Genomic DNA, 22,446 nt, shown 5'->3' on the forward strand with positions numbered 1-22,446 from the left:
GGACTCCAACGGATGGTGCGGTCCCCCGCAAAGCGGGCATTGTCGCATGCGTTCGCCGAAGTTCAATGATCTCCCAACGCTTTCAGGGGATGCTCGCCTTGCGGCCACGGCGAGACGAAGAAGGCCTCGACCTGTGCCTGCGGGACTTCATCCAGGGTGGCGTAGCGCCATCGCGGCTGTTTGTCCTTGTCGATCAGCAGGGCGCGCACGCCCTCGACGAAATCACCGGACGCGAACGCGTGATATCCCAGCACCAGCTCCATGCGAAACGCGTCGGCCAGATCGAGCCGACGTCCCTTCGCCAATTGCCGGTCGGTCACGCACAGGCTCAGCGGCGAGCGCTGCTGCAACAACGCGAGCGTGTCGATGGCCCAGGGGGTCTGCGCGTCGCTGGCGAGCGACGCCACAATCCCCGGCACGTCGATTGCGCTGAAATGCCGGTCGAGGGTGGCCCGCACGTGCGCCAACGGCGCGGCGTCGGTCCACGCGCGCCCCAGCGGGAGGATAACGGATCGAAGCCGTTCCAGCAGATCGGCCGACGCAGATACCGACGCATGGCGGTCTGCCCGGCATCCGCCGTTGGCCCCCGCGTTGACCCCCGCGTTGACCCCGGCGTTGGCCCCGGCGTTGGCCCCAGTAGCGTCGTCCACCCCACTTGCACCGCCTGCACCTCCTCCTGCCCCGCTTGCGTCGAGCTTCGCATCGCTGGCAGGCGCATCTTCCGGCCAATTGAAATGCCGGAGTGCCGCCCGTAATTGCTGCGGCGCGTCGCCTTCGAGCCAGACGTCGGCGAGCCCGCAATACAGGGCATCGGCCGCAGTAATGGTCGCGCCGGTCAGACCGAGATAGCGCGCAAGCGTCGGTGCCAGATGCCCGAGGAACCAGCTGGCGCCCACGTCAGGAAACAGGCCGATGCCCGTCTCCGGCATCGCCAGTCGAGTGCGATCCGTAACGATACGCAGCGCCGCCCCTTGCGCGACGCCCATGCCGCCGCCCATCACAATCCCGTCGAGCAGAGCGATATATGGCTTCGGGTAACGGTGTATCAGATAGTCGAGACGGTATTCGTCGATGAAGAACGCCTGGTGATCGCTCGCGTCGTTCACGCGGCTTTCATAGAGCGCTCGCACGTCGCCGCCTGCGCAGAACGCCTTTTCGCCCGCGCCTTCGATCAACACGGCCCGCACCGCGGGGTCGTCGGCCCACGCATTGAGCTGGTGCCACATCGATCGCACCATGCCGTGCGTGATCGCGTTCAACGCCTTCGGCCGGTTCAGGGTGATGACGCCGAATCCATTGACCACGTCGAACAACACTTCATCTTGCGCCTCGACGGCGCGCTCATGCTGAGTCACTCCCCCTCCCCCTTAGCCATGCTGCGCCAATCGTCGCCGCCAGGCCCATGATCTCATCGCCGTATCGCTTGCCACGTTTGCCGTTTCGCGATCAGTCCAGCGCGCGGGCAATGACCTGACGCTGAATCTCGCTAGTACCCTCGTAGATCTGCGTAATACGGGCATCGCGGTAGTGACGCTCCACCGGATAATCCTCGAGATAGCCGTAGCCGCCGTGAATCTGGATGGCGTCGGAGCACACCGACTCCGCCAGCTCCGACGCGAACAGCTTGGCCTGCGACGCCTCGGACAGGCACGGCAATCCCTGGGTGCGCAACGCCGCCGCGTGCAGGATCAGGAATCTTGCCGCGTTGATACGCGTCGTCATGTCCGCCAGCATGTTCGCGATACTCTGATGCTCACGGATCGGCTTGCCAAACTGCTGGCGCTCGCCGGAATACCGCAGCGCCGCTTCGAACGCCGCCCGCGCCACGCCGAGCGCGAGCGCGGCAATGCCGATGCGTCCGCCCTCGAGATTGGACAACGCAATCTTCAGTCCCTGCCCCGGTTCGCCAAGGAGCGCATCGTCGCCCACTTCACAGTCGACGAGGGTGATCGGGCACGTATCCGACGCCCGGATGCCGAGCTTGTGCTCGGGATGCCCCACCTCGAACCCCGGGGTATGCGTCGGCACGATAAACGCCGAGATGCCACGCTTGCCGGCCGCGGGGTCCGTTACGGCGAACACGATGGCGATCGCCGCGCGCTTGCCGTTCGTCACGAACTGCTTGCTGCCGTTGAGCACCCATTTGTCGCCGCGGCGCTCGGCACGCGTTCGCAGATTATTGGCCTCCGACCCGGCCTGCGGTTCAGTCAGGCAGAACGCTCCGATTTTCCGACCGGCAGCCAGATCCGGCAACCAGCGCTCACGCTGCGCGTCGGTGCCGAATTTCAAAATCGGCCCGCACCCCACGGAGTTGTGAACAGACATCATCGTGGCTGTCGACGCACAACCGACGGCAATCTCCTCCATCGCCAGGGCATACGCCGTGTAATCCGTGTAAGAGCCGCCGTACGTTTCGGGCACCATCATCCCCAGCAAACCAAGCTCGCCCATTTGCGCGACCATGGCGTTGGGCAACGCGCAGTCGCGGTCCCATTGCGCCGCATTCGGCGCAAGCTGCTCGCTGGCAAACGTACGCGCCATGTCGCGAATCATGCGTTGGTCTTCGGTATAGAAATCCATGTTCTGTCTCCTGCACCCTGCCGTTATCCGAAGGGATCGCCAGCACCAGTGCCCTATCAATGGAATCAGTGTAGGGATCGCGCCGCATCGGCACCATAGCCAAAAGCGGCAAACTGCATGAGCGGAATTGCCATCGGAAACGGACGAAGCCACCCTCGGTAAAACCCTCGGTTCGGTCTGCGTCACCGAAGCGCCTTGCCCGGCGGGGAGCCCCGCCACCATTCAAGTCCCCACTGACGGAGTGGATAAATCCCTCACATACTCTGACCCGTTTGGGCATTGCCTCTCGCCGACGCCACGCATTAGGATGAATTTTGCCAATGCCGAGTGAGCGCCGCGTCCCGGATCAAGACGGCGCCACGGCGGTCCGCGATGCGTGCCCGAGCCTTTCCATCATAGGCGCGCGGCTGCGGACCGGCATCCGACTACAGGAGACGACCCATGACTGCCGACTACGCCGACACCTACCGCGCGTTCGACCTCGACGCGACCGTGCGCGCCACGCTTGCCGGCCAACTCGACGCGATGAACGCGTGCGTCGAGTGCTGTGACCGCCACGCGCTTCCCGGGCGCATCGCCCTGTTCTGGGAAGGGAAAGACGGCACGAGCCAGACATGGACGTTTCGCCAATTGCAAACGCTCTCCGCGCGCTTTGCCAATTTCCTTCGCGAACAGGGCGTGCAGCCCGGCGACCGCGTGAGCGGGCTGTTGCCGCGCACCCCCGAACTGCTCGTGACGATTCTTGGCACCTGGCGCGCGGGCGCCGTGTATCAACCGCTCTTCACGGCATTCGGCCCGAAGGCCATCGAACACCGGTTGCACAGCGCCCAGAGCAAGCTGGTGGTGACCGACGGTGCCAATCGGGCCAAGCTCGACGAAGTGGCCCTCTGCCCGCCCGTCGCCACGGTCAGCGGACCGCGCGGGCAAGGGGTGCGCCGGGGCGACTTCAGCTTCTGGCATGAAGTCGAGCAACACGCCCCCGACTTCGCGCCGGTGCTGCGCCGCGGCGACGATCCGTTTCTGATGATGTTCACCTCGGGCACGACCGGCGCCGCAAAGCCGGTCATGGTGCCATTGCGCGCGATCCTGGCGTTCGTCGGCTACATGCGCGACGCCGTCGATCTGCGACCGACCGATACGTTCTGGAACATTGCCGATCCGGGTTGGGCCTATGGCCTGTACTACGCGGTGACGGGCCCGCTCGCGATGGGCATTCCCACCACCTTCTACGACGGCCCCTTCAACGTCGAAAGTACGTACCGAATCATCCAGAAACTGGGTATCACGAATCTGGCCGGCTCACCGACCGCCTTTCGCCTGCTGATCGCGGGCGGCGACAAGGCGGCCGCGGCCGTAAAAGGAAAGCTGCGCGCCGTGTCCAGTGCGGGCGAGCCACTCAACCCCGAAGTCATCCGCTGGTTTGCCGAGCACCTCGGCGTAACCATTCATGACCACTATGGGCAGACTGAACTCGGCATGGTCGTCTGTAATCACCACGCGCTGGCCCATCCCGTGCGAGCCGGGACTGCCGGCTTCGCGTCGCCGGGACATCGCGTGGTCGTGCTGGGTGACGACGGACGCGAGTGCCCGGTCGGGCAGCCGGGCGTGCTCGCCCTCGATCGACGGCAATCGCCGCTGATGTGGTTCAACGGTTACTGGGAGCGGGACACGCCTGCGTTCGTGGGCGAGTACTATCTCTCCGGCGACACTGTCGAGCGCAACGAGGACGGCAGCATCAGCTTCGTCGGACGCAACGACGACGTCATCACGTCGGCCGGGTATCGCATCGGGCCGTTCGATGTCGAGAGTGCGCTGATCGAGCACCCCGCGGTGATCGAAACCGCCGTGGTCGGCAAACCGGATCCGGAGCGCACCGAACTGGTCAAGGCGTTCGTCGTGCTGCACCCGCAGTTCGCGCCGACGGACGCGCTCGCGCATGAATTGCAAGCGCATGTCCGTCACCGGCTGTCCACGCACGCCTATCCGCGTGAAATCGAATTCGTCGCCGAACTGCCCAAAACCCCGAGCGGCAAGCTTCAGCGCTTCATCTTGCGCAACCAGGAAATCGCCAAGGCCGCGCAGACTTCTGCCGGCGCGGTCTGAACCTCAACGCGCTTTTCTTTCAGGAATCGCAGCCCATGCAAATCAAGGATCGTGTCTTTCTCGTCACCGGCGCATCGTCGGGTCTCGGTGCAGCCACCGCCCGCATGTTCGTCGACGCGGGCGCCAAGGTCGTGCTCGGTGACATCAACGCCGAGGCCGGCGCCCGACAGGCCGAGGCATTGGGCGACGCCGCGCGTTTCGTCGCGACCGACATTACCCGCGAAGACGACGTTCAGCGCCTGGTCGACACGGCCCAAAGCGCGTTCGGCCGTCTGAACGGCGTGGTCAACTGCGCTGGGCTCGTCATGGGCGAACGTATTCTGGGCAAGCAAGGCCCGCACCGGCTCGACAGCTTTTCCCGCATCGTCAATGTGAATTTGATCGGCACGTTCAACGTGCTGCGCATCGCGGCAACGGCCATGGCCACGGGCGATGCCGACGCCGAGGGCGAACGCGGCGTGGTCGTCAACACGGCGTCGGTCGCCGCGTTCGACGGACAGATCGGGCAAGCCGCGTATGCGGCCTCGAAGGGCGGCGTTGCCGCCCTGACGCTACCGGCCGCACGTGAGCTGGCGCGCGTTGGCGTGCGCGTGGTGACGATTGCGCCGGGCATCTTCGAAACGCCGATGATGGCCGGCATGACGCCGGAGGTGCAGGCCGCGCTGGGCGCTTCGGTGCCGTTCCCGCCGCGCCTTGGTCGTCCGTCGGAATATGCCGCGCTGGTGCGCCATATCGTCGAGAACGTCATGCTCAACGGCGAAGTGATTCGTCTCGACGGCGCGCTGCGCATGGCACCGAAATAAGTCGTCGCCAGTCTCGTTGTCATACGCTGAACGCGAATTCGGAAAGCGCCGATCCTGTTTTCGGACGGCATCGGAGGCGTCTTCAGGGGCCGCACTGCTAGAATCGTTGCGTCCCCTGGCTACGATGTTCCGTTTCGCGACGCATGGAAAAAGGCAGCATTTCGATTCATTTCGTGATTAACGCATTGGCGCACGTCGAGCGGCTCGGCGGCGATCCGGCGGCATTGCTGCATGCCGCGGATATCGCGCCATCGCTGCTCGCGCACCCGCAAGCCCGCGTTTCCGCGGATCGCTATGCGCAGCTGTGGCGGCTGATCAGTGTCGCGCTCGACGACGAATTCTTCGGGCAGGATTCGCGCCGCATGAAAGTCGGCAGCTTTGCGATGCTGTGTCACACCGTCGTCGCGTGCCGCACCCTCGAGCAGGCGCTGCAACGTGCAACGCGTTTCATGGGACTCTTGCTCGACGACCTGCAGATGCACCTGGTGCGGGACGGCGCGCTCGCCCGACTCGAAGTCCGTGAGCGCGCGGACGAACGGTCGCCACGCATCTTCGGGCACGAAACACTGCTGATTCTCTTCTATGCGCTGACGTGCTGGCTGATCGCGCGTCGAGTGCCCTTGAGCACAGCCTATTTTTCATTTTCCGAGCCGGCATACAGCGACGAGTATCGGACGATGTACTCCCCGCGTCTGGTGTTCCACGCGACACATACGGCCATCGAATTCGATGCAGCCTGCCTGGACTTGACGGTGGTGCAGAACGACGCGTCGGTGAAGGAATTCCTGCGCGCGGCGCCGGGCAACATCATCCTCAAATACAAGAATACGAAGGGCATGGTCGCGCGCGTGCGGCGGCGTTTGAAGACGATGCCGACCGATCGCTGGCCGGCCTTCGACGCGCTGGCGGGCGAGTTCCACACCACACCGTCGACGTTGCGTCGGCGACTGGAGGACGAGGGGCAGTCGTATCAGTCGATCAAAGACCAACTGCGGCGCGATTTCGCGATTCATGCGCTGTGCCACACGTCCAAGCCGATGCTGGAGATCGCCCTGTCGCTGGGCTTTGCCGATCCGAGCGCGTTCTTTCGTGCGTTCCGAAAATGGACCGGGGCGCGTCCCGGCGACTATCGCCGTCAAGCCGTGGCCGCGTGACGCCGATCGGGCCGTTCAAACCGCGCGCGCATCCGCGTTGGCACCATTGCCCTCACCCCGCTCACCGGGCGCGTCGTCATCGAGCTCGATGCGCTTGACCTCACCCAGCAGCAACAGGTAGCACAACACGCCGGCGATCGCGAAGAGACTGATAAGCCCGAGCGCCCAGCCGAACGATCCGGTCGCCTTGACGATGAACCCGATCGCAATCGGCGTGACGATGCCCGACAGGTTACCGGCGAAGTTCACCGCCCCGCCCGTGATGCCCACCATGCCCTTGGGCGCGATGTCGGCCACCAGCGACCACGAGGCCGAGGCCACGCCTTGCGCGAAGAACGCGAACGACATGATGGCGATCACGAGGCCATTGGCGTCGGTCAGCACGCTGAGCGACATGGTCGGCACCAGCAACAAGCCGGTCACGATGGGCGTCTTGCGCGCCGTCCCCACGGCCACGCCGCGACGCAGTAGCCAGTCCGAGAGCAGGCCGCCGCAAACCACACCGATGGACGCCGCCACGAAGGGCACGGACGCCATGCCGCCCGCCTTGAGCACCGTCATGTGGCGCTCGGTGATCAGGTACGTCGGGAACCACGTCAGGAAGAAGTACAGCGACGAGAGCGACGCGAACTTGCCCACGCAGATCGCGATGATCTGACGATTCCGGAACAGCGCGAGCAACTTGCGCCACGGGAAAGCGTTCGCGGCGGACCGATCGGTTGGCGCCACCTCGACAAGCGCCCCACCGCGACGAATGTGCGCCAGCTCGGCGGCGTTCACCCAGGCACATTGATCCGGGTCGCGATAGCCGACGAACCACACGCCCGCCCAGACAATGCCCAGGAGACCGGTCGCGTAGAAGATCTCGCGCCAGCCCCACGTGTGGGCGATCCAGAACAGCACGGGCGTGAGGGCCGCCATGCCGATGTACTGGCCCACCAGATAGACGCTGGTGGCCACCCCACGCTCACGTTGCGCAAACCAGATCGAGACCACGCGGTTATTGACCGGGAACGTCGGTGCTTCGGCGATACCCACGCCCAGACGCATGGCGAACAACGCGGCAAAGCGCGAGGCGAAGCCTTGCATGAATGTCAGCATCGACCAACCGAGAATGGCGACGCCGTAAATCGCACGCGTACCGAAACGGTCGATGACCCAGCCGCCCGGAATGTTCGCGATGACGTAGGTCCACGCGTACGCCGAGAAGATAAAGCCCAGCGCGACGGGGTCCAGGCCGAACTCCTGCTTGAGCATCGGGGCGGCCACGGAGAGATTCGCTCGGTCGACATAGTTGATGACCGTGCCGATGAATACCAGGAAGAGCATCCAGAAACGCACTCGAGACGGGCGCTGAGCCGCAGACGGACGCAGGGAAACTGACATGATGACTCTCGTAGTAAGCCGCGGGACAGCGGCACCTCTTCGCCTCGCATTAACCAAATATGGAACGATGGTTATTGGGCGAAACAATTATGACGAAGTGGTTTGCGCGAGACAAGCGCAATCATCTGGAGAGGCGCGTGATCAAGGCGTGCTGATATAGACACACTGATGGGGCCGCACCGTTGACGACACACCGAATGCATGGCGCGTGGGCTGACGCGCGCGAGCCGGCGCGCTTTACTTCGTCGCCGCCGACGTTGCGCCTGCGCGGTCCGAGCGGTAGTTGAGCTTGTGCGAGAGTTCGTCGGCGGCGGACACGACCTTCTCGACGATGCCGCTCTCGAGCAGGTCCGCTTCTACGCGCGACTGAGGAATCGTCACACTGATCACGGCGACGATCTTTCCGAGATGATTGCGCACGGGTGCCGCGATCGTCGAGATGTTCTGCTCGAAGAATGCCTGGCTCATGCTGTACCCGCGGGCGATGTCTTCCTGGACCACGCGGTACAACGCTTCCACGGTCGTTGGCGTGTGGGCCGTATAGCCTTCGAGCTTGGCTTCCGGGTAAAGCTGCTTGAGCGCCGGCAGCGAGTAGTCGCCGAGCAGAATGTGTCCGACGACCGTCGCATGGGCGGGCAGGCGAGTGCCCACGCGGACCGTGCCGAACACCAGTTCACGGCTCGCCGCTTTGGCGACAAACACCGCGTCGCGCTGATCGAGAATCAGAATATGGCTGGAGAAACCCGTGGCATCGCGTAGCTTTTCGATGACCGGCGTTCCGAGATCGGTCAGTTCGAGCGAATTCAGATACTCGAAACCCAGGCGAAGCACTGCCACGCCCAACCGGTAATGACGATCGTCCCCGGCCTTCTCGATGAACCCCTCGGCTTCGAGTGTCTGCAACAGGCGGAACACCGTCGAGCGTGGGATGCCGAGTCGTCGCGCCAAGTCGGCCCCGGCCAGCACGGGCTCGCGCGCCGAGAACGTCATGAGAACGCGCAATCCGCGCTCGAGGCCCGGGACGGAGTATTTGTTATCGCTGTCGTTGCTCATGCCGTTTGCGCACACTGGCGCCGACCGGTGTGCAGGGGTGCCGCGCAACCGATAGACGATATTCATCGAAGGCGCACATTATAGGCCACAGGCCCGCCGTCGGGCCATGACGAAACGCCACCCGGCGACCCGGCCACTTTCTCACCTCCCGAGACTCGGTTGCACCGCGTACGCGCGGAGTTGCGCCCTACCTCGCGTCACCATGCCCTATCGGGGCGCAAGTGAGCACTCATCTTGGGCGACTCGCCGGCAACACGGCCGATGCACCGCAATGGGGGTAATTCCGAAGCGCGTCGACGCGCGCTTTTTGTCATCATGGCGGTTGCAAGCTTGACAAGCTGGCGCATGTGGAGCGAGACACTCTGGCCGGGGCCGAGAATAATAAACGATCCGGACTGGCCAAAAGGCACGTATTCCTTTTCTCCTGACGCTTTTGCGATTGCCTATCCCAATAGCCACCCAGGAGCTGCGCCCACCTGCCAAGTGGGCGTTTTTTTGCTGGTCAAACGCTCCCTTCGCAGTGTGGTTCGCCCCGCCCGCGGCGTTCTTCATAAGAGAACCCGATGATCTGGCATGCTTGTTGCTTGTATTTCCAGCATCGGGGAACGACGCCGCCTTGGCCGAGGTTTCACGAATAAGCACTTACCGGATTGCATCGGTACCTGCCGGATCGTGAAACTCGGACTCGCCCCCTGCGGCGCCTCCGTTTGTTTTGGGTCGAGGTGTTATGTTTACTGAACTGAGCGACGTTGAATGGCACGCCCTGCGTGATCTGATTTGTGACCGTCCGGTCCGTACGGAGCGGCGTGGCCGCCCTCAAGTCGAGCAGCGCACGCTGACTAATGCTGTCTTGTGGGTGCTGTTCACGGGCGAAAGCTGGTCCAAGCTACCCATGCAGTACCCCTCCGTGCCGACTTGCCGCCGCAAACTCAACGAGTGGCGCGAATCAGGCATGCTCGATACGATCCTGAAGCGCCTGCAACAATCGGGCCGCGATATCAGCACCTGCGCGGGTCAGATCAGCAAGCCGACCCGCAGCACGCCCTGCGGCGACACCGATCGCCTGCGCGGGGTGTTCTGGACCAACCCGGCCTCGTGGAAGCCGCCGGTTGCCGTGCGCTGACCGGCAAACCCACCACGACCACCTTCACACCGATTCTTGTCCGACAGGCATGCCGCGCAACGCCCGCGGCACCGTTGGAACCGCACGACGGGGTTAGCCAGATAGCTGCCTAATGCGCGAGAGGTGACCACCGGTCACCTCTCGCGTTTTTACATCGAAACGCACGTCAAAGCGCCGCGCGCACCGCTTCGGCAATCGCGAGTGACGCCGTCAGTCCGGGGGACTCGATACCGAACAGGTTGACGAGTCCCGCGACACCATGCACCGCCGGCCCATCGATGCGGAAGTCTGCCGCCGGCTCGCCGGGTGCACTGATCTTCGGTCGAATGCCGGCATAGCCGGGCTGCAGCGCGCCGTCTGCCAATGCCGGCCAATAGCGCCGCACCGCCGCGTAGAAACCATCGCCATCGGCGGCATTGACGGTGTAGTCAATCTCGTCGACCCATGCCACGTTCGGCCCGAAACGGGCTTGTCCCGCGAGATCTAGCGTCAGGTGTACGCCCAGCCCGCCCGGCTCCGGCACGGGATAGATCAGGTGCGAGAACGGCGCGCGCTGCGCACAGGTGAAGTAACTTCCCTTCGCGTAGTAGCGCGGCGGAATGTATTCGGGGGCAAGGCCGACGAACGTGCGCGCGACATCCACGGCATAAAGACCTGCGCTGTTGACGACGATGTTGGCGCGCAGCGTCGACGTGACACCTGCCGTGTCGACATCCAGCTCGATGCCCTCGGCGTGCCCCACCCGGGCACCGACGACGCGCGCGTCGAACGCGAGCATGGCCCCCGCGCTTTGCGCATCGCCCTGCAAGGCGAGCATCAGACCGTGGCTGTCAACGATGCCCGTTGACGGCGACAGTAACGCACCAAAGGTTTGGAGTGTCGGCTCGCGCCGGGCGACTTCGCCTGCAGTGAGCCATTGCAGGTCGTCTACACCGCTGGCGCGCGCATTGGCGGCAATGGCCTCGAGCTCGCCCACCTGACGATCGTTGGTCGCGACGATCAACTTGCCGCAACGCCGATGCGCCACGCCATGCGAGGCGCAAAACGCATACAGGCGATGCTTGCCCTCGACGCACAACGTCGCCTTGAGCGAGCCGGGTGGGTAGTAGATACCGCCGTGAATGACTTCGCTGTTCCGCGAGCTGGTGCCGGTGCCGATCGCGCGCTCGGATTCCAGGATGATCACTTCCCGGCCGGCCATGGCCATCGCCCGCGCGACGGCCAACCCGACGATGCCCGCGCCGATCACCACGCAATCGACTTTATCCATCGCTGTTCCTTCGTGACTTTCCGATTCGCATGAAGACGCCACACCGTCGCGGGCCAGCCTCCTCATGCGGATCGGCTGCGGGAGACGATCCCGCAGCCTCACGCTTACAGTGCGCCCGTCAGCTCCGGCACCACCGTGAACAGATCGCCCACCAGACCGTAATCCGCCACCGAGAAAATCGGCGCTTCCGGATCCTTGTTGATCGCCACGATCACCTTCGAATCCTTCATCCCCGCCAAGTGCTGGATCGCCCCCGAAATGCCCACCGCCACGTACAACTGCGGCGCCACGATCTTGCCCGTCTGGCCGACCTGGTAGTCGTTGGGCACGTAACCCGCATCGACCGCCGCGCGCGAGGCGCCCAGTGCCGCGCCCAGCTTGTCCGCCAGCGGCTCGAGCACCTTCGTGTAGTTCTCGCCGCTGCCCAAGCCCCGGCCGCCCGAGACGATGATCTTCGCGCTCGTGAGTTCCGGACGGTCCAGCTTCGTCACTTCACGACCCACGAACTGCGACACGCCCGTGTCCGGCGTGGCCGCCACGGTTTCCACCGCCGCGCTGCCACCGCTGGCCGCAACGGGATCGAACCCCGTCGAGCGCACCGTGATCACCTTTACCTTGTCCGCGCTTTGCACCGTCGCAATCGCGTTGCCCGCATAGATCGGGCGCTCGAACGTGTCCGCGCTGTCGACCTTCGTGATGTCCGAAATCTGCGCGACATCCAGCAGTGTCGCCACGCGCGGCGCGATGTTCTTGCCGTACGCCGTGGCCGGCGCCAGGATGTGCGAGTACGCCCCTGCGATCGACACCACCTCGTCGGCGATGTTCTCGGCCAGGCCGTCACCGAAGTACGGCGCATCGGCCAGCAGTACCTTCTTCACACCGGCGATCTGCGCGGCCGCGTCAGCCGCCGCCTTCGCGTTGTTGCCCGCCACCAGCACATGCACGTCGTCGCCGCATTGCAGCGCGGCGGCCACCGTGTTCAGGGTCGCAGCCTTGATCGATTGATTGTCGTGTTCCGCAATTACCAGAATGCTCATCTCGTCGTCTCCCTTAGATGACCTTGGCTTCAGTCTTCAGCTTCTCGACGAGCGCCGCCACGTCCGCCACCTTCACCCCCGCGCTGCGCTTGGGCGGCTCCACCACCTTGAGCGTCTTCAGCCGTGGCGTCACATCCACCCCCAGATCCGCCGGCTTGACCGTCTCCAGCGGCTTCTTCTTCGCCTTCATGATGTTGGGCAGCGTCACGTAACGCGGCTCGTTCAGGCGCAGGTCCGTCGTGATCACCGCCGGCAGCGACAGCGACACCGTCTCCAGACCGCCATCCACTTCGCGCGTGACTTGCGCGCGGTTGTCCGCCACCGTCACCTTCGAGGCGAACGTCGCCTGCGGCAGCTTCGCCAGCGCCGCGAGCATCTGTCCGGTTTGATTGGAGTCGTCGTCGATGGCCTGCTTGCCCAGGATCACCAGTTGCGGCTGTTCCTTGTCGACGATGGCCTTGAGCAATTTCGCCACGGCCAGCGGTTGCAGCTCGTCGTCACACTCGATCAGGATCGCGCGGTCCGCGCCGATCGCCAGCGCCGTGCGCAGCGTCTCCTGCGACTGCGCCACGCCCGCCGACACCGCGATCACTTCCGTCGCCACGCCCGCTTCCTTCAGGCGCACCGCCTCCTCCACCGCGATTTCGTCGAACGGATTCATCGACATCTTCACGTTCGCTATGTCGACGCCACTGCCGTCGCTCTTCACGCGAACCTTTACGTTGTAATCCACTACCCGTTTGACGGGGACAAGCACCTTCATGCGGAACTCCCTTGATTCAGAAAACCCGGGCGGCGAGCCACGACGACGGCGCTTGCCCCCCGGGAACGTACGACCTTACTCGATCTCGCGCCCTTTCGTTTCAGGCAACAACAAGGCGGTAATCAGCACGACAAGATAGGCACCGCCGGCAAACATGCCGATGGCCGCACCAAGACCGCTGGTCTTGGCCAGATAACCGACCAGGCTCGGGAACAGCGCACCGAAGCCGCGCCCGAAGTTGTAGGTGAAGCCCTGACCATTGGCGCGCACCGCCGACGGAAACAACTCGGTCAAGTAAGCCCCCATGCCGCTGAAAATGCCCGACGCCGCGAAGCCCAGCGGGAAGCCGAGGACGAGCATCTGATCATTGCTCAATTGAAGCTGGGTATAAGCGTAGATGGTCACGCCCGACAGCACGGCGAAAATCAGCAGGTTGGCCCGACGCCCCAGACGGTCGGTCAGATAAGCCCCCGTCAGATAGCCGATGAACGACCCCAGAATGATCACGAGCAGATAGCCGCCGGTACCGATGACCGACAGATGACGCTCCGTCTTCAGGAACGTGGGCAACCATGTCGTCACGGCGTAATAACCGCCCTGCACGCCGGTACACAGCAGCGCGGCAAGCGCCGTGGTCTTGATGAGCGACGGCGAGAAAATCGCCCAGGCCGACGTGCGCTTGGCCGCGGAGGCTTCCTGCTTGCGTGTGCGCTCGAACAGCGCCGGTTCCGGCACGTTCTTGCGAATGAAGAGCACGAACAGCGCAGGGATCACGCCAATCCAGAAGAGTACGCGCCAGGCATAAGTCTCGGGCAGCAACGAGAACGACGCCGTGTAGCACAGCGCCGCCACCGCCCAGCCGATGGCCCATCCGCTTTGCACCGTGCCGACGGCGCGTCCGCGATACTCGGTGCGAACGATCTCGCCCATGAGCACCGACCCCACGGCCCACTCTCCGCCGAAGCCCAGCCCCTGCAACGCGCGCAGCACGAAGATCTGCTCGAAGTTCTGCGCAAAGCCGATCAGGACCGTGCAAATCGAGAACCACAGAATCGTCGCTTGCAAAATGCGCACGCGCCCGAAGCGGTCGGCGAGCACGCCCGCCAGCCACCCGCCGATGGCCGAGAACAACAGGGTCACGGTGGCCAGCATGCCGGCCTGCGCCTTGTCGATCTGGAAGACGGTGATCAACGTCGTGATGACGAAGGTGAACACCATGAAGTCAAGCGCGTCGAGCGCCCAGCCGCCGAATGCCGCGACAAACGTGCGCCGCTCCGTCTTGTTCATCTGCCGATACCAGTCCATCTTGTCTCCTCCTGACGTTTTGAAGTGCTTTGAAGTGGGGTTCGTACGCGGGCGCGCGGTGCGCCCGACAATGCCGGCAAAGTCAGTGCGTCAGGCCGTGGCCGAAAACCCGTAAAGACGCGCCGGGTTGTCCACGAGAATGCGGCGGCGTGTGTCGGCGTCGGGCGCCCACAGCGGCAGCAGATTGCGCAACGCACCGGTGTTCGGCATGCGCGTGAGCGACACATGCGGCCAGTCGCTGCCCCAGACCATGCGATCGGGGGCGTCTTCGATCAGTGCTTGCGCGAACGGCGTGACGTCGTCGAATGTCGGGAAACGCTCGCTGATGCGATAAGCCCCCGAGAGCTTCACCCAGTACCCGTGATCGCGCACGAGCGAGCGCAGTGCTGAAAAGCCGGGGGCGTCGAGCCCTTGGGCCACCGGCGTGTGTCCCATGTGATCAACGATACCCGGCACCGGCAGCTTCGTCATACGCGGCATGAGCTCGGGCAGCGCGTTCACGTCCATCAGGAACTGCATGTGCCAGCCGAGATCCTTGATGCGATGCGCGAGCGTTTCCATCGCCTTGAAGCCGATGCCACCGCCGAACAGCACGTTGATGCGCAGCCCGCGAACGCCCGCCGCGTGCATCGCCTCGAGTTCGGCGTCGGTCACCTCCGGCGAGACCACCGCGATACCGCGCAGACGGTCGGGATGACGGCGCAGTGTCTCGAGCAGATAGCGGTTATCCGTGCCGTAGACGCTGATTTGCACCAGCACGCCGTAGGTCATGCCGGTGGCATCGAGCATCGCGAGATACTTGTCTTCGGGCGCGGGCGGCGGCGTATAGCTGCGCTCGGGCACCATCGGGTACGCCTCGCTCGCCGCGACCACGTGCGCGTGCGTGTCGACGGCGCCGAACGGCACCACGAACGACGGTGGATCAATCTCGGGCAGCGGGCCGAGGCACAGCGGCGCTCCGGCGGCGGGGGTAACAATCATATCGACTCCTCAAGGGATGCGAGGGCGACGCTCGGAACGTCGGGCGCACGCCGGGGGAAAACCGATCGAGCGCCGGGGACGCCGGCACTCATCGACAAAGCACGCGCTTACAGCAGCTTGCCCGGATTCATGATGCCGGCCGGATCGAACACGGCCTTGATCTCGCGCATCAAGCGCAACTCCAGCGGCGACTTGTACTTCGCGAAGGACGCGCGCTTGAGCTGCCCGATGCCGTGCTCGGCGCTGATGCTGCCGCCGTAACGCGCCACTTCGTCGAGCACTTCGGCGGTGATTGCCTCGCCGTGCTTCGCCATGAAGTCGGCCGCCTCGCCCGCGGGACGCGACAGGTTGTAATGCAGATTGCCGTCGCCGAAATGCCCGAAGATGAAGGGACGCACCTGCGGGCACACGCGCCGCACGCGCGCTTCGGCGCTCGTCATGAAATCCGGAATCGCTTCGATGGGCAGCGAAACGTCATGCTTGAGGTGCGGTCCGTCGGCGCGCTGCGCCTCGGAGATTTCCTCACGCAACTTCCACATCGCCTCCACCTGCCCGAGCGTGGACGACACCACGGCGTCGGCACACAGATCGCGCTCGATGGCCGTTTCGATCACGCGCTCCAGCAAGGCGGCCAGCGCTTGTTCGTCCGCCGTATCGGCCAGCTCGATCAGCACGTAGCCGGGGTGTCGCTCGCCGAACGGCGCACGCACGTCGGGCACATGCGCCATCACCAGGTCGACACACTCGCCCGTGAAGAACTCGAACGCCTGCATGCGCGGGCCGCACGCCGCAAACAGCAATTCATACAAGGCCAGCGCCTGACGCGGCGACGTGACCGCGGCAATCACCACCTGACGCACGGGGGTCGGCGCGTAGAGCCGCAACGCCGCTGCAGTGATGATACCGAGCGTGCCTTCCGAGCCGATGAGCAACTGCTTGAGGTCGTAACCGGTGTTGTCCTTGCGCAGGGTGCGCAGGCCATGCAGGATCTCGCCGTTCGGCAGCACGGCTTCGACGCCGAGCACCAGTTCGCGCGTCATGCCGTAGCGCACGACGTTCACGCCGCCGGCGTTGGTCGCGAGGTTGCCGCCGAGCTGACACGAGCCCTCGGCCGCGAGACTGAGCGGCAGCAGGCGGTTTGCATCGCGCGCGACGCGTTGCAGGTCTTCGAGAATGCAGCCGGCCTCGGCCACCAGCGTGTTGGCGATGGTATCCAGACTGCGCACGGTATGCATGCGATCAAGACTGAGCACCACGTTCTGCGCCGATGCGTCGGGCGTGGCGCCACCGCATAGGCCCGTGTTGCCGCCACGCGGCACGACCGGCGTGCCCGTGCTCTGGCACAGCGCAAGAATCTTCGCGACGTCGTCCGTCGTGCGCGGACGCACGACCGCCTGGGCGTTGCCGCGATACATGCCGCGCCAGTCAGCGAGCCACGGCGCAACGTCGTCGGGGGAGGTGAAAACGCTGTCGGCGCCGACGGCGTCGACAAGGCGTTGAGCGAAAGCAGCGAGAGTCATAGGATCACGCGTCGAGGGTTACGGTGCGGAGGATGGCATCTGACGACGAGTCAGGCGCGGGTCGGCGCGATGGCGCCGGTAATGATGTCGCGCTCGGGCAGCGTCAGCCCGAGACGCGCCGAAGCACGCAACAGATGCGAGAGCGACGCCGCGCGCGCGAGCAGCGGATCGCGCGCTTTGATGGCGTTGAAAACAGCCACGTGTTCCTGATGCACCTGCGCGGCGAGTCCCTCGTGGCGCAGCGTGTTCGAACGCGCCGCTTGCACGACCTGCCGCATTTGCAGGTTCAGGTACTGAAGAAGATCGGCGTAGTAACGATTGTGCGTCGCACGTGCAATCGCGGCGTGAAATGCGGTGTCGTACTCCACGCCGTTGTCGGCGTGATACAGATTCGTCTCGAGTTTCGCCAGGATGTCGGCGAGTCGGCGAATGTCTTCGTCGGTATGACGAACGGCGGCGAGCGCGGCCGCCGTGCTCTCCAGATCGAGACGCAGTTCATAGACGCTGGCGAGATCGGCGGCATCGTGCCCGGCCGGAACCTGGAAGCCGCTCGAAGGCGTGCGGGCCTTCACGGTCACGCCCGCCCCTTGCCGGCTGTCGATCAACCCTTGGGCGCGCAGACGCTCAGTCACTTCGCGGATCACCGCTTGGCTCACACCGTACGTCTCGGCGAGTTGCTTGCCGGTCGGCAGCTTGGTGCCAACCGGATACACCCCCTGCCGGATCGCGTCCTGCAGTTGTTGCGCGACCTGTTCGGTCAAGGTTCTGGGCTTCGTCGTCATCCTGGCATGCCATCCGATATTTTTCTGGTTTGCATGTTATATGAAAACTTTTGACGTACCTCATCGCGTTAACCCTAGGCTTCAGCCGGATTCTGTCACGGCTTGGCCGCTCGCCCCCGTCCCATTTCCATCGCGCGCCCATTCCATGAATGACAAAGGCGGCGAGGGAGACTTACCCCCTCACCGCCTGCGGTGCGGCATTGATGCGCGCGACACGGGGATTGCGCGTGTTGCGCGACGCCCTTAGAAGCCGATCAGCGCTTCCGTGACGTGGCCGACGTTCGGCGGCGCCGCGAAGCAGTCGCTCACCAGCGCACGCCATTGCTGGAACGCTTCCGAGTTGCGGAAGTGGACGGTGTGGTCTTCGAGCGTTTCCCACGTCACCACGAGGCTGTAGTGCGTCGGTTGCTCGATGGACTTGAGCAAACGCATACCGTGGCAGCCTTTGGAGCCCTTGAACAACGGCGTCGCCTTGGCGACACCTTGCTCGAACGCGGCTTCGGTGCCGGGCTTCACTTCGATCTGGGCGATTTCAAAGATCATCGGATTTCCTCAGTGATTTGCGCGTGATAGCGCTTATGTCGATCTGGTTGTCGTCGCATGATGGCGCGGCCCGCGGCCCGGCATCGTCGACACCGGGCAGGCGCATGGCCCCGCGAGACCGTCAGATTCTATACCGCGCGTTCACGCGACGCATCGCATGAACGGCTGCACATCCTTTCCGCTTTTTTCGGCCATCGCGCGTCACGTCGATGCACGGACTTCGCTCATCGACACGCCACACGGCACCATCAACGTGCAGCATGGCGCCGACAATTTCATATCACCAGACAAAACATCAATATCAATCAATAGGATACAAATTGCTGGCACCACTCTTGCATATCATCGTTCTTCTTCATGTTTGCACCAAAAGAGCACATTCATGCCCAATTCCAATACACCCGGCGACGTGCTGTTCCTCCTGCTCGGCGCGATCCTGGTGCTTGCCATGCACGCTGGCTTTGCGTTTCTCGAACTCGGCACTGTTCGAAAGAAGAATCAGGTCAACGCCCTCGTCAAGATCCTGACCGACTTCGCGGTCTCGGGTCTCGCCTATTTCTTCATCGGCTATCCGCTCGCGTACGGCGTCGATTTCTGGTCGAGTGCCACAGTGCTGTCGGAGCACAACGGCTATGCGCTGGTTCGCTTCTTCTTCCTGCTGACATTCGCGGCGGCGATTCCCGCCATCGTGTCGGGCGGCATCGCGGAGCGCGCCAAGTTTCACCCGCAGTCCGTGGCGACGTTCTTCCTCGTCGGCGTGATTTACCCGTTCTTCGAGGGCATCGCCTGGAACGGCCATCTGGGGGTTCAGGACTGGTTCACGCATGCATTGGGGGCACCGTTCCATGATTTTGCGGGCTCGGTGGTCGTGCATGCTGTCGGCGGCTGGATCGGGCTGGCGGCGGTGTTGCACCTCGGCGCACGCCGCGGACGCTACAACGGCCAGGGACAAGTCGCCGCGCATCCGCCGTCTTCGATTCCGTTCCTGGCGCTTGGCGCGTGGATCCTGATTGTCGGCTGGTTCGGCTTTAACGTGATGAGCGCACAACGCGTGGGCGGCATCTCGGGGCTGGTCGCCGTGAACTCGCTCATGGCGATGGTGGGCGGCACGCTCGTGGCGATGTGGGTCGGACGCGACGACCCCGGCTTCATCCATAACGGCCCGCTCGCGGGACTCGTTGCCGTGTGCGCGGGCTCGGACGTCATGCATCCGCTGGGCGCGCTTGTTGTCGGTGCGGTCGCCGGCGGCCTGTTCGTGTGGCTGTTCACGGTGACGCAGAACCGTCTGCGCATCGACGATGTGCTCGGCGTGTGGCCGTTGCACGGCGTGTGCGGCGTGTGGGGCGGAGTGGCGGCCGGCATCTTCGGACAGAAGGCGCTCGGGGGCGTGGGCGGCGTGAGCTTCCTCGCACAGATCGCCGGGACCGTGATGGGCGTGGTGATCGCCTTCGCCGGCGGGTATGTCGTGTACGGTGTGATCAAACGTTGTGTGGGCCTACGGCTCGACGACGAACAGGAGTACTACGGCGCCGACCTCTCCATCCACAAGATCACCGCCACGCCGGAGCGTGAGACGAATTGGTGAGCGTGCTCGCGCCACGTCGCACGAAGCGCTGACGCGCAACGCTGCGCCGATCGCGAGGCTTGGACGTCAATATTGCTCGAAGGCCGCCTGAGCGCCGGGAACGGCCTCCGGCCTCTCGCCCCTTACCCCTTCGGCTTACCCCGTCTCCAACCTCTCCAGCAACATCGCCACAAACGTTTGCGTGACGGGAGGCAGTGTCCTCCCGCGCTTCTTGATCAACGCGATGGGCCGCACGAACGCGTTGTGATCGATGGGGCGAACCCGCAATTCCGGTTCCGCCCTCACTTCCCGGGCCGACGCCGGCAGGATCGTCACCCCGAGTCCCGCGCGGACCATGGCGACGGCCGTCATCATGTACGTCGGCTCGCAGGCGATTTCCGGTGTACAACCACCCCTCGCAAACGCGCCATCCACAACGGCTCGCACACTCGTGCCTTGCGCCGTCAGCACCAGTGGCACGCTCGCGAGATCCGTCAGCGATATGCGCTTGCGCCGCGCCAGCGCATGCCGCGCCGGGAGCACCGCCATCAGGTGATCGGCGCCTGCATACAGCACGTCAACCTCCGCGTCGCTCAACTCGCCGCCTGTCAGGCCAATATCGACCTCTTCGTTATGCACCAGCGTCTCGACCACCCCAGCGACGGCATCTCTCACGTGAAAGCCGGCACGCGGCACCGCGGCCTTCATTTGCTGGATCAACTCCGGCAGCACACTCGCCGCAAACGTCGGCAAACAGGCAATGCGTACCGTGCCGCTCGACCCGTCGCCGAGCGCGCGGGCATCGATCAGCACATGCTCCATGTCATGCAGCGACCTCTGCAACAACGGCAGTAGCTCACGCCCCGTCGGCGTCAGCGCAACATTGCGGCTGTTGCGATCGAACAGCCGCACGCCGACCGTCTCCTCCAGCCGCCGAATCTGCACAGTCAATGCCGGCTGTGACAAATGCAGTCGCGACGCCGCACGTGTGAAGCTGCCCGTCTGCGCCACCGCGATAAACGCGCGGATGTCTCGTAGATTCAAATCCATTATGTTTTTTGATTGCTGCGATCAAATCATTTCAATTGATTTATCAACGCCTCGAACTTACGCTCGATCGCATCAAAAAACAACATGGGAGACAAGCACATGCTGCCATTACTGGGGCTGGCTACCATCGTCGTGCTGCTCGGCGCGATTCTTTCGAAACGCATGTCGCCGCTCGTCGCGCTCATCATCGTGCCCATCGTGGCGTCGCTGATCGGCGGGTTCGGCTTTCAAACCAGCAAGTTCGTGATCGACGGCCTCAAGAGCCTCGCGCCTGTCGTCGGCATGTTCGTCTTTGCGATTCTCTACTTCGGCACCATCACCGACGCCGGCACGCTCGATCCGATCATCGATCGCATCCTGAAAGCCGTCGGCACCCGACCCACGCGCATCGTCATGGGCACGACGCTGCTGGCCCTGCTGATCCACCTCGACGGCTCCGGCGCCGTGTGCTTCCTCGTGACGATTCCGGCCATGCTCCCGCTTTACGACCGTCTGGGCATGGACCGCCGCGTGCTGGCAGCCGCCGTGTCGATGGCCGCGGGCATCAACTTCCTGCCGTGGACCGGGCCGATGATTCGAGCGTCGGCGTCGCTCCATCTGCCGGTGTCGAGCCTGTTCAATCCGCTGATTCCGGTGCAAGCCATCGGGCTGGTCTTCGTGTTCGGCATGGCCTACTGGCTCGGCCGCCGGGAAGAGAAGCGGCTCGGCCTCACCGCCGCGAGCGGTTCGATCCCGATGCCCAAACGCGAACTCTCGCCGGAGCAACAGGCGCTGCGCCGTCCGAAGCTCTTCTGGTTCAACATCATCCTTACGCTGGTCGTGCTCGGCACGATGGTCGTGATGGGCGAGAAGCTGCCGCCCGCGATCATGTTCATGGTGGGCCTGTGCGTTGCATTGATGGTGAACTACCCGGACGTCGACATGCAACGCAAACGCATCGACGCACACGCACGCGCGGCGTTGATGATGGCCGGCATTTTGCTCGCCGCGGGCGTCTTCACCGGGGTGATGCAAGGCAGCGGCATGCTCAAGGCGATGGCGCAAGCGGCCGTCGGCTTCGTGCCGCCGGACATGGCGGGCCACATTCCGGTCGCGCTCGGTCTGCTGTCGATGCCGCTGAGCATGCTCTTCGACCCCGACTCGTTTTACTTCGGCGTACTGCCTGTCATCGCCGAGGTCGCCGGACAGCTGGGCGTGCCGGCCGTGCACGTCGGGCAAGCCGCCCTGCTGGGCCAGATGACGACAGGATTCCCGGTCAGCCCCCTCACGCCCGCCACCTTCCTGGTCGTCGGCCTGTGCGGCATCGATCTGGCCGACCATCAGAAGTTCACGTTTCCGCTGCTGTTCGGCGCATCCATCGTCATGACGATCGCGTGTGTCGCACTCGGCGTCTTCACGCTTTAAGCCTTACTGAACGGACCCGACCCGC

The 22,446-nt window shown here is 64.2% G+C and carries 19 protein-coding genes; 6 read left to right on the forward strand and 13 right to left on the reverse strand.

Going from position 1 to position 22,446, the window contains the following annotated elements; genetic code table 11:
- Positions 1-62: 62 nt before the first annotated feature.
- Together PCE31107_RS23660 and PCE31107_RS12785 are read right to left on the reverse strand one after the other, a co-directional pair.
- A complete protein-coding gene (locus tag PCE31107_RS23660) occupies positions 63-1,355 on the reverse strand; it encodes an enoyl-CoA hydratase/isomerase family protein (protein WP_246181822.1) in 1,293 nt (430 codons plus the stop codon).
- A 91-nt stretch (positions 1,356-1,446) separates the two neighbouring features.
- On the reverse strand, positions 1,447-2,580 hold the full coding sequence (locus PCE31107_RS12785) for an acyl-CoA dehydrogenase family protein (RefSeq protein WP_130025362.1): 1,134 nt from the start codon (positions 2,578-2,580) through the stop codon (positions 1,447-1,449).
- Positions 2,581-3,021: 441 nt separating this feature from the next.
- Between PCE31107_RS12785 and PCE31107_RS12790 the strand changes: the two genes are divergently transcribed.
- From PCE31107_RS12790 to PCE31107_RS12800, 3 genes are all read left to right on the forward strand, one after another.
- On the forward strand, positions 3,022-4,683 hold the full coding sequence (locus PCE31107_RS12790; RefSeq protein WP_150608851.1) for an acyl-CoA synthetase: 1,662 nt from the start codon (positions 3,022-3,024) through the stop codon (positions 4,681-4,683).
- Positions 4,684-4,718: 35 nt separating this feature from the next.
- Positions 4,719-5,486, forward strand: coding sequence for a 3-hydroxyacyl-CoA dehydrogenase (locus tag PCE31107_RS12795; RefSeq protein ID WP_150608852.1), 768 nt, complete (start codon positions 4,719-4,721; stop codon positions 5,484-5,486).
- 143 nt (positions 5,487-5,629) lie between these two features.
- Positions 5,630-6,640: an AraC family transcriptional regulator gene (locus tag PCE31107_RS12800; protein WP_150608853.1), complete on the forward strand. Its 1,011-nt coding sequence runs from the start codon at positions 5,630-5,632 to the stop codon at positions 6,638-6,640.
- A 15-nt stretch (positions 6,641-6,655) separates the two neighbouring features.
- Here the strand turns inward: PCE31107_RS12800 and PCE31107_RS12805 are convergent, their stop codons facing one another.
- Positions 6,656-8,026 carry an MFS transporter gene (locus tag PCE31107_RS12805; protein WP_150608854.1) on the reverse strand — a complete coding sequence of 457 codons (1,371 nt, stop codon included), beginning with the start codon at positions 8,024-8,026 and terminating at the stop codon, positions 6,656-6,658.
- A gap of 237 nt (positions 8,027-8,263) precedes the next feature.
- A complete protein-coding gene (locus PCE31107_RS12810) occupies positions 8,264-9,079 on the reverse strand; it encodes an IclR family transcriptional regulator (protein WP_150608855.1) in 816 nt (271 codons plus the stop codon).
- A 727-nt stretch (positions 9,080-9,806) separates the two neighbouring features.
- Between PCE31107_RS12810 and PCE31107_RS12815 the strand changes: the two genes are divergently transcribed.
- On the forward strand, positions 9,807-10,202 hold the full coding sequence (locus PCE31107_RS12815) for a transposase (RefSeq protein WP_017233651.1): 396 nt from the start codon (positions 9,807-9,809) through the stop codon (positions 10,200-10,202).
- Positions 10,203-10,368: 166 nt separating this feature from the next.
- Here the strand turns inward: PCE31107_RS12815 and PCE31107_RS12820 are convergent, their stop codons facing one another.
- The 8 genes from PCE31107_RS12820 to PCE31107_RS12855 form a co-directional block, all read right to left on the reverse strand.
- Positions 10,369-11,472 carry an NAD(P)/FAD-dependent oxidoreductase gene (locus PCE31107_RS12820; protein ID WP_130025357.1) on the reverse strand — a complete coding sequence of 368 codons (1,104 nt, stop codon included), beginning with the start codon at positions 11,470-11,472 and terminating at the stop codon, positions 10,369-10,371.
- Between the two features lie 104 nt (positions 11,473-11,576).
- Positions 11,577-12,509 carry an electron transfer flavoprotein subunit alpha/FixB family protein gene (locus tag PCE31107_RS12825; protein ID WP_150608856.1) on the reverse strand — a complete coding sequence of 311 codons (933 nt, stop codon included), beginning with the start codon at positions 12,507-12,509 and terminating at the stop codon, positions 11,577-11,579.
- Positions 12,510-12,522: 13 nt separating this feature from the next.
- The gene (locus PCE31107_RS12830) at positions 12,523-13,272 is read right to left on the reverse strand and encodes an electron transfer flavoprotein subunit beta/FixA family protein (protein ID WP_150608857.1); all 750 of its coding nucleotides are present in this window, start codon (positions 13,270-13,272) and stop codon (positions 12,523-12,525) included.
- Between the two features lie 75 nt (positions 13,273-13,347).
- Positions 13,348-14,577 carry an MFS transporter gene (locus PCE31107_RS12835; RefSeq protein ID WP_130025355.1) on the reverse strand — a complete coding sequence of 410 codons (1,230 nt, stop codon included), beginning with the start codon at positions 14,575-14,577 and terminating at the stop codon, positions 13,348-13,350.
- 90 nt (positions 14,578-14,667) lie between these two features.
- On the reverse strand, positions 14,668-15,558 hold the full coding sequence (locus PCE31107_RS12840; RefSeq protein WP_174966652.1) for an amidohydrolase family protein: 891 nt from the start codon (positions 15,556-15,558) through the stop codon (positions 14,668-14,670).
- Between the two features lie 107 nt (positions 15,559-15,665).
- Positions 15,666-17,078: an FAD-binding oxidoreductase gene (locus tag PCE31107_RS12845; RefSeq protein WP_150608858.1), complete on the reverse strand. Its 1,413-nt coding sequence runs from the start codon at positions 17,076-17,078 to the stop codon at positions 15,666-15,668.
- A 50-nt stretch (positions 17,079-17,128) separates the two neighbouring features.
- Positions 17,129-17,860 carry a FadR/GntR family transcriptional regulator gene (locus PCE31107_RS12850; protein WP_150608859.1) on the reverse strand — a complete coding sequence of 244 codons (732 nt, stop codon included), beginning with the start codon at positions 17,858-17,860 and terminating at the stop codon, positions 17,129-17,131.
- A gap of 243 nt (positions 17,861-18,103) precedes the next feature.
- Positions 18,104-18,403 carry an antibiotic biosynthesis monooxygenase family protein gene (locus tag PCE31107_RS12855; RefSeq protein ID WP_130025352.1) on the reverse strand — a complete coding sequence of 100 codons (300 nt, stop codon included), beginning with the start codon at positions 18,401-18,403 and terminating at the stop codon, positions 18,104-18,106.
- 382 nt (positions 18,404-18,785) lie between these two features.
- Here PCE31107_RS12855 and PCE31107_RS12860 point away from each other — a divergent pair, with 382 nt between their 5' ends.
- The gene (locus PCE31107_RS12860) at positions 18,786-19,988 is read left to right on the forward strand and encodes an ammonium transporter (protein ID WP_130025351.1); all 1,203 of its coding nucleotides are present in this window, start codon (positions 18,786-18,788) and stop codon (positions 19,986-19,988) included.
- A 135-nt stretch (positions 19,989-20,123) separates the two neighbouring features.
- Here PCE31107_RS12860 and PCE31107_RS12865 read toward each other — a convergent pair whose 3' ends face one another.
- Positions 20,124-21,017 (reverse strand): LysR family transcriptional regulator, encoded by an 894-nt coding sequence (locus tag PCE31107_RS12865; RefSeq protein ID WP_150608860.1) that lies wholly within the window; start codon positions 21,015-21,017, stop codon positions 20,124-20,126.
- A gap of 99 nt (positions 21,018-21,116) precedes the next feature.
- On the opposite strand from PCE31107_RS12865, the gene PCE31107_RS12870 reads away from it, so the two are divergent.
- On the forward strand, positions 21,117-22,421 hold the full coding sequence (locus tag PCE31107_RS12870; RefSeq protein ID WP_150608861.1) for a CitMHS family transporter: 1,305 nt from the start codon (positions 21,117-21,119) through the stop codon (positions 22,419-22,421).
- Positions 22,422-22,446 lie beyond the last annotated feature (25 nt).

Origin of the sequence: Pandoraea cepalis (assembly GCF_902459625.1) — a bacterium.
Lineage (GTDB): Bacteria > Pseudomonadota > Gammaproteobacteria > Burkholderiales > Burkholderiaceae > Pandoraea > Pandoraea cepalis.

Coding starts and splice junctions, on each gene's coding strand:
- PCE31107_RS12790 (WP_150608851.1), top strand. CDS start 3,022: ATGACTGCCGACTACGCCGACACCTACCGCGCGTTCGACCTCGACGCG.
- PCE31107_RS12810 (WP_150608855.1), bottom strand. CDS start 9,079: ATGAGCAACGACAGCGATAACAAATACTCCGTCCCGGGCCTCGAGCGC.
- PCE31107_RS12860 (WP_130025351.1), top strand. CDS start 18,786: ATGCCCAATTCCAATACACCCGGCGACGTGCTGTTCCTCCTGCTCGGC.
- PCE31107_RS12865 (WP_150608860.1), bottom strand. CDS start 21,017: ATGGATTTGAATCTACGAGACATCCGCGCGTTTATCGCGGTGGCGCAG.
- PCE31107_RS12785 (WP_130025362.1), bottom strand. CDS start 2,580: ATGGATTTCTATACCGAAGACCAACGCATGATTCGCGACATGGCGCGT.
- PCE31107_RS12825 (WP_150608856.1), bottom strand. CDS start 12,509: ATGAGCATTCTGGTAATTGCGGAACACGACAATCAATCGATCAAGGCT.
- PCE31107_RS12800 (WP_150608853.1), top strand. CDS start 5,630: ATGGAAAAAGGCAGCATTTCGATTCATTTCGTGATTAACGCATTGGCG.
- PCE31107_RS12840 (WP_174966652.1), bottom strand. CDS start 15,558: ATGATTGTTACCCCCGCCGCCGGAGCGCCGCTGTGCCTCGGCCCGCTG.
- PCE31107_RS12850 (WP_150608859.1), bottom strand. CDS start 17,860: ATGACGACGAAGCCCAGAACCTTGACCGAACAGGTCGCGCAACAACTG.
- PCE31107_RS12795 (WP_150608852.1), top strand. CDS start 4,719: ATGCAAATCAAGGATCGTGTCTTTCTCGTCACCGGCGCATCGTCGGGT.
- PCE31107_RS12805 (WP_150608854.1), bottom strand. CDS start 8,026: ATGTCAGTTTCCCTGCGTCCGTCTGCGGCTCAGCGCCCGTCTCGAGTG.
- PCE31107_RS12815 (WP_017233651.1), top strand. CDS start 9,807: ATGTTTACTGAACTGAGCGACGTTGAATGGCACGCCCTGCGTGATCTG.
- PCE31107_RS12820 (WP_130025357.1), bottom strand. CDS start 11,472: ATGGATAAAGTCGATTGCGTGGTGATCGGCGCGGGCATCGTCGGGTTG.
- PCE31107_RS12855 (WP_130025352.1), bottom strand. CDS start 18,403: ATGATCTTTGAAATCGCCCAGATCGAAGTGAAGCCCGGCACCGAAGCC.
- PCE31107_RS12870 (WP_150608861.1), top strand. CDS start 21,117: ATGCTGCCATTACTGGGGCTGGCTACCATCGTCGTGCTGCTCGGCGCG.
- PCE31107_RS12845 (WP_150608858.1), bottom strand. CDS start 17,078: ATGACTCTCGCTGCTTTCGCTCAACGCCTTGTCGACGCCGTCGGCGCC.
- PCE31107_RS12835 (WP_130025355.1), bottom strand. CDS start 14,577: ATGGACTGGTATCGGCAGATGAACAAGACGGAGCGGCGCACGTTTGTC.
- PCE31107_RS12830 (WP_150608857.1), bottom strand. CDS start 13,272: ATGAAGGTGCTTGTCCCCGTCAAACGGGTAGTGGATTACAACGTAAAG.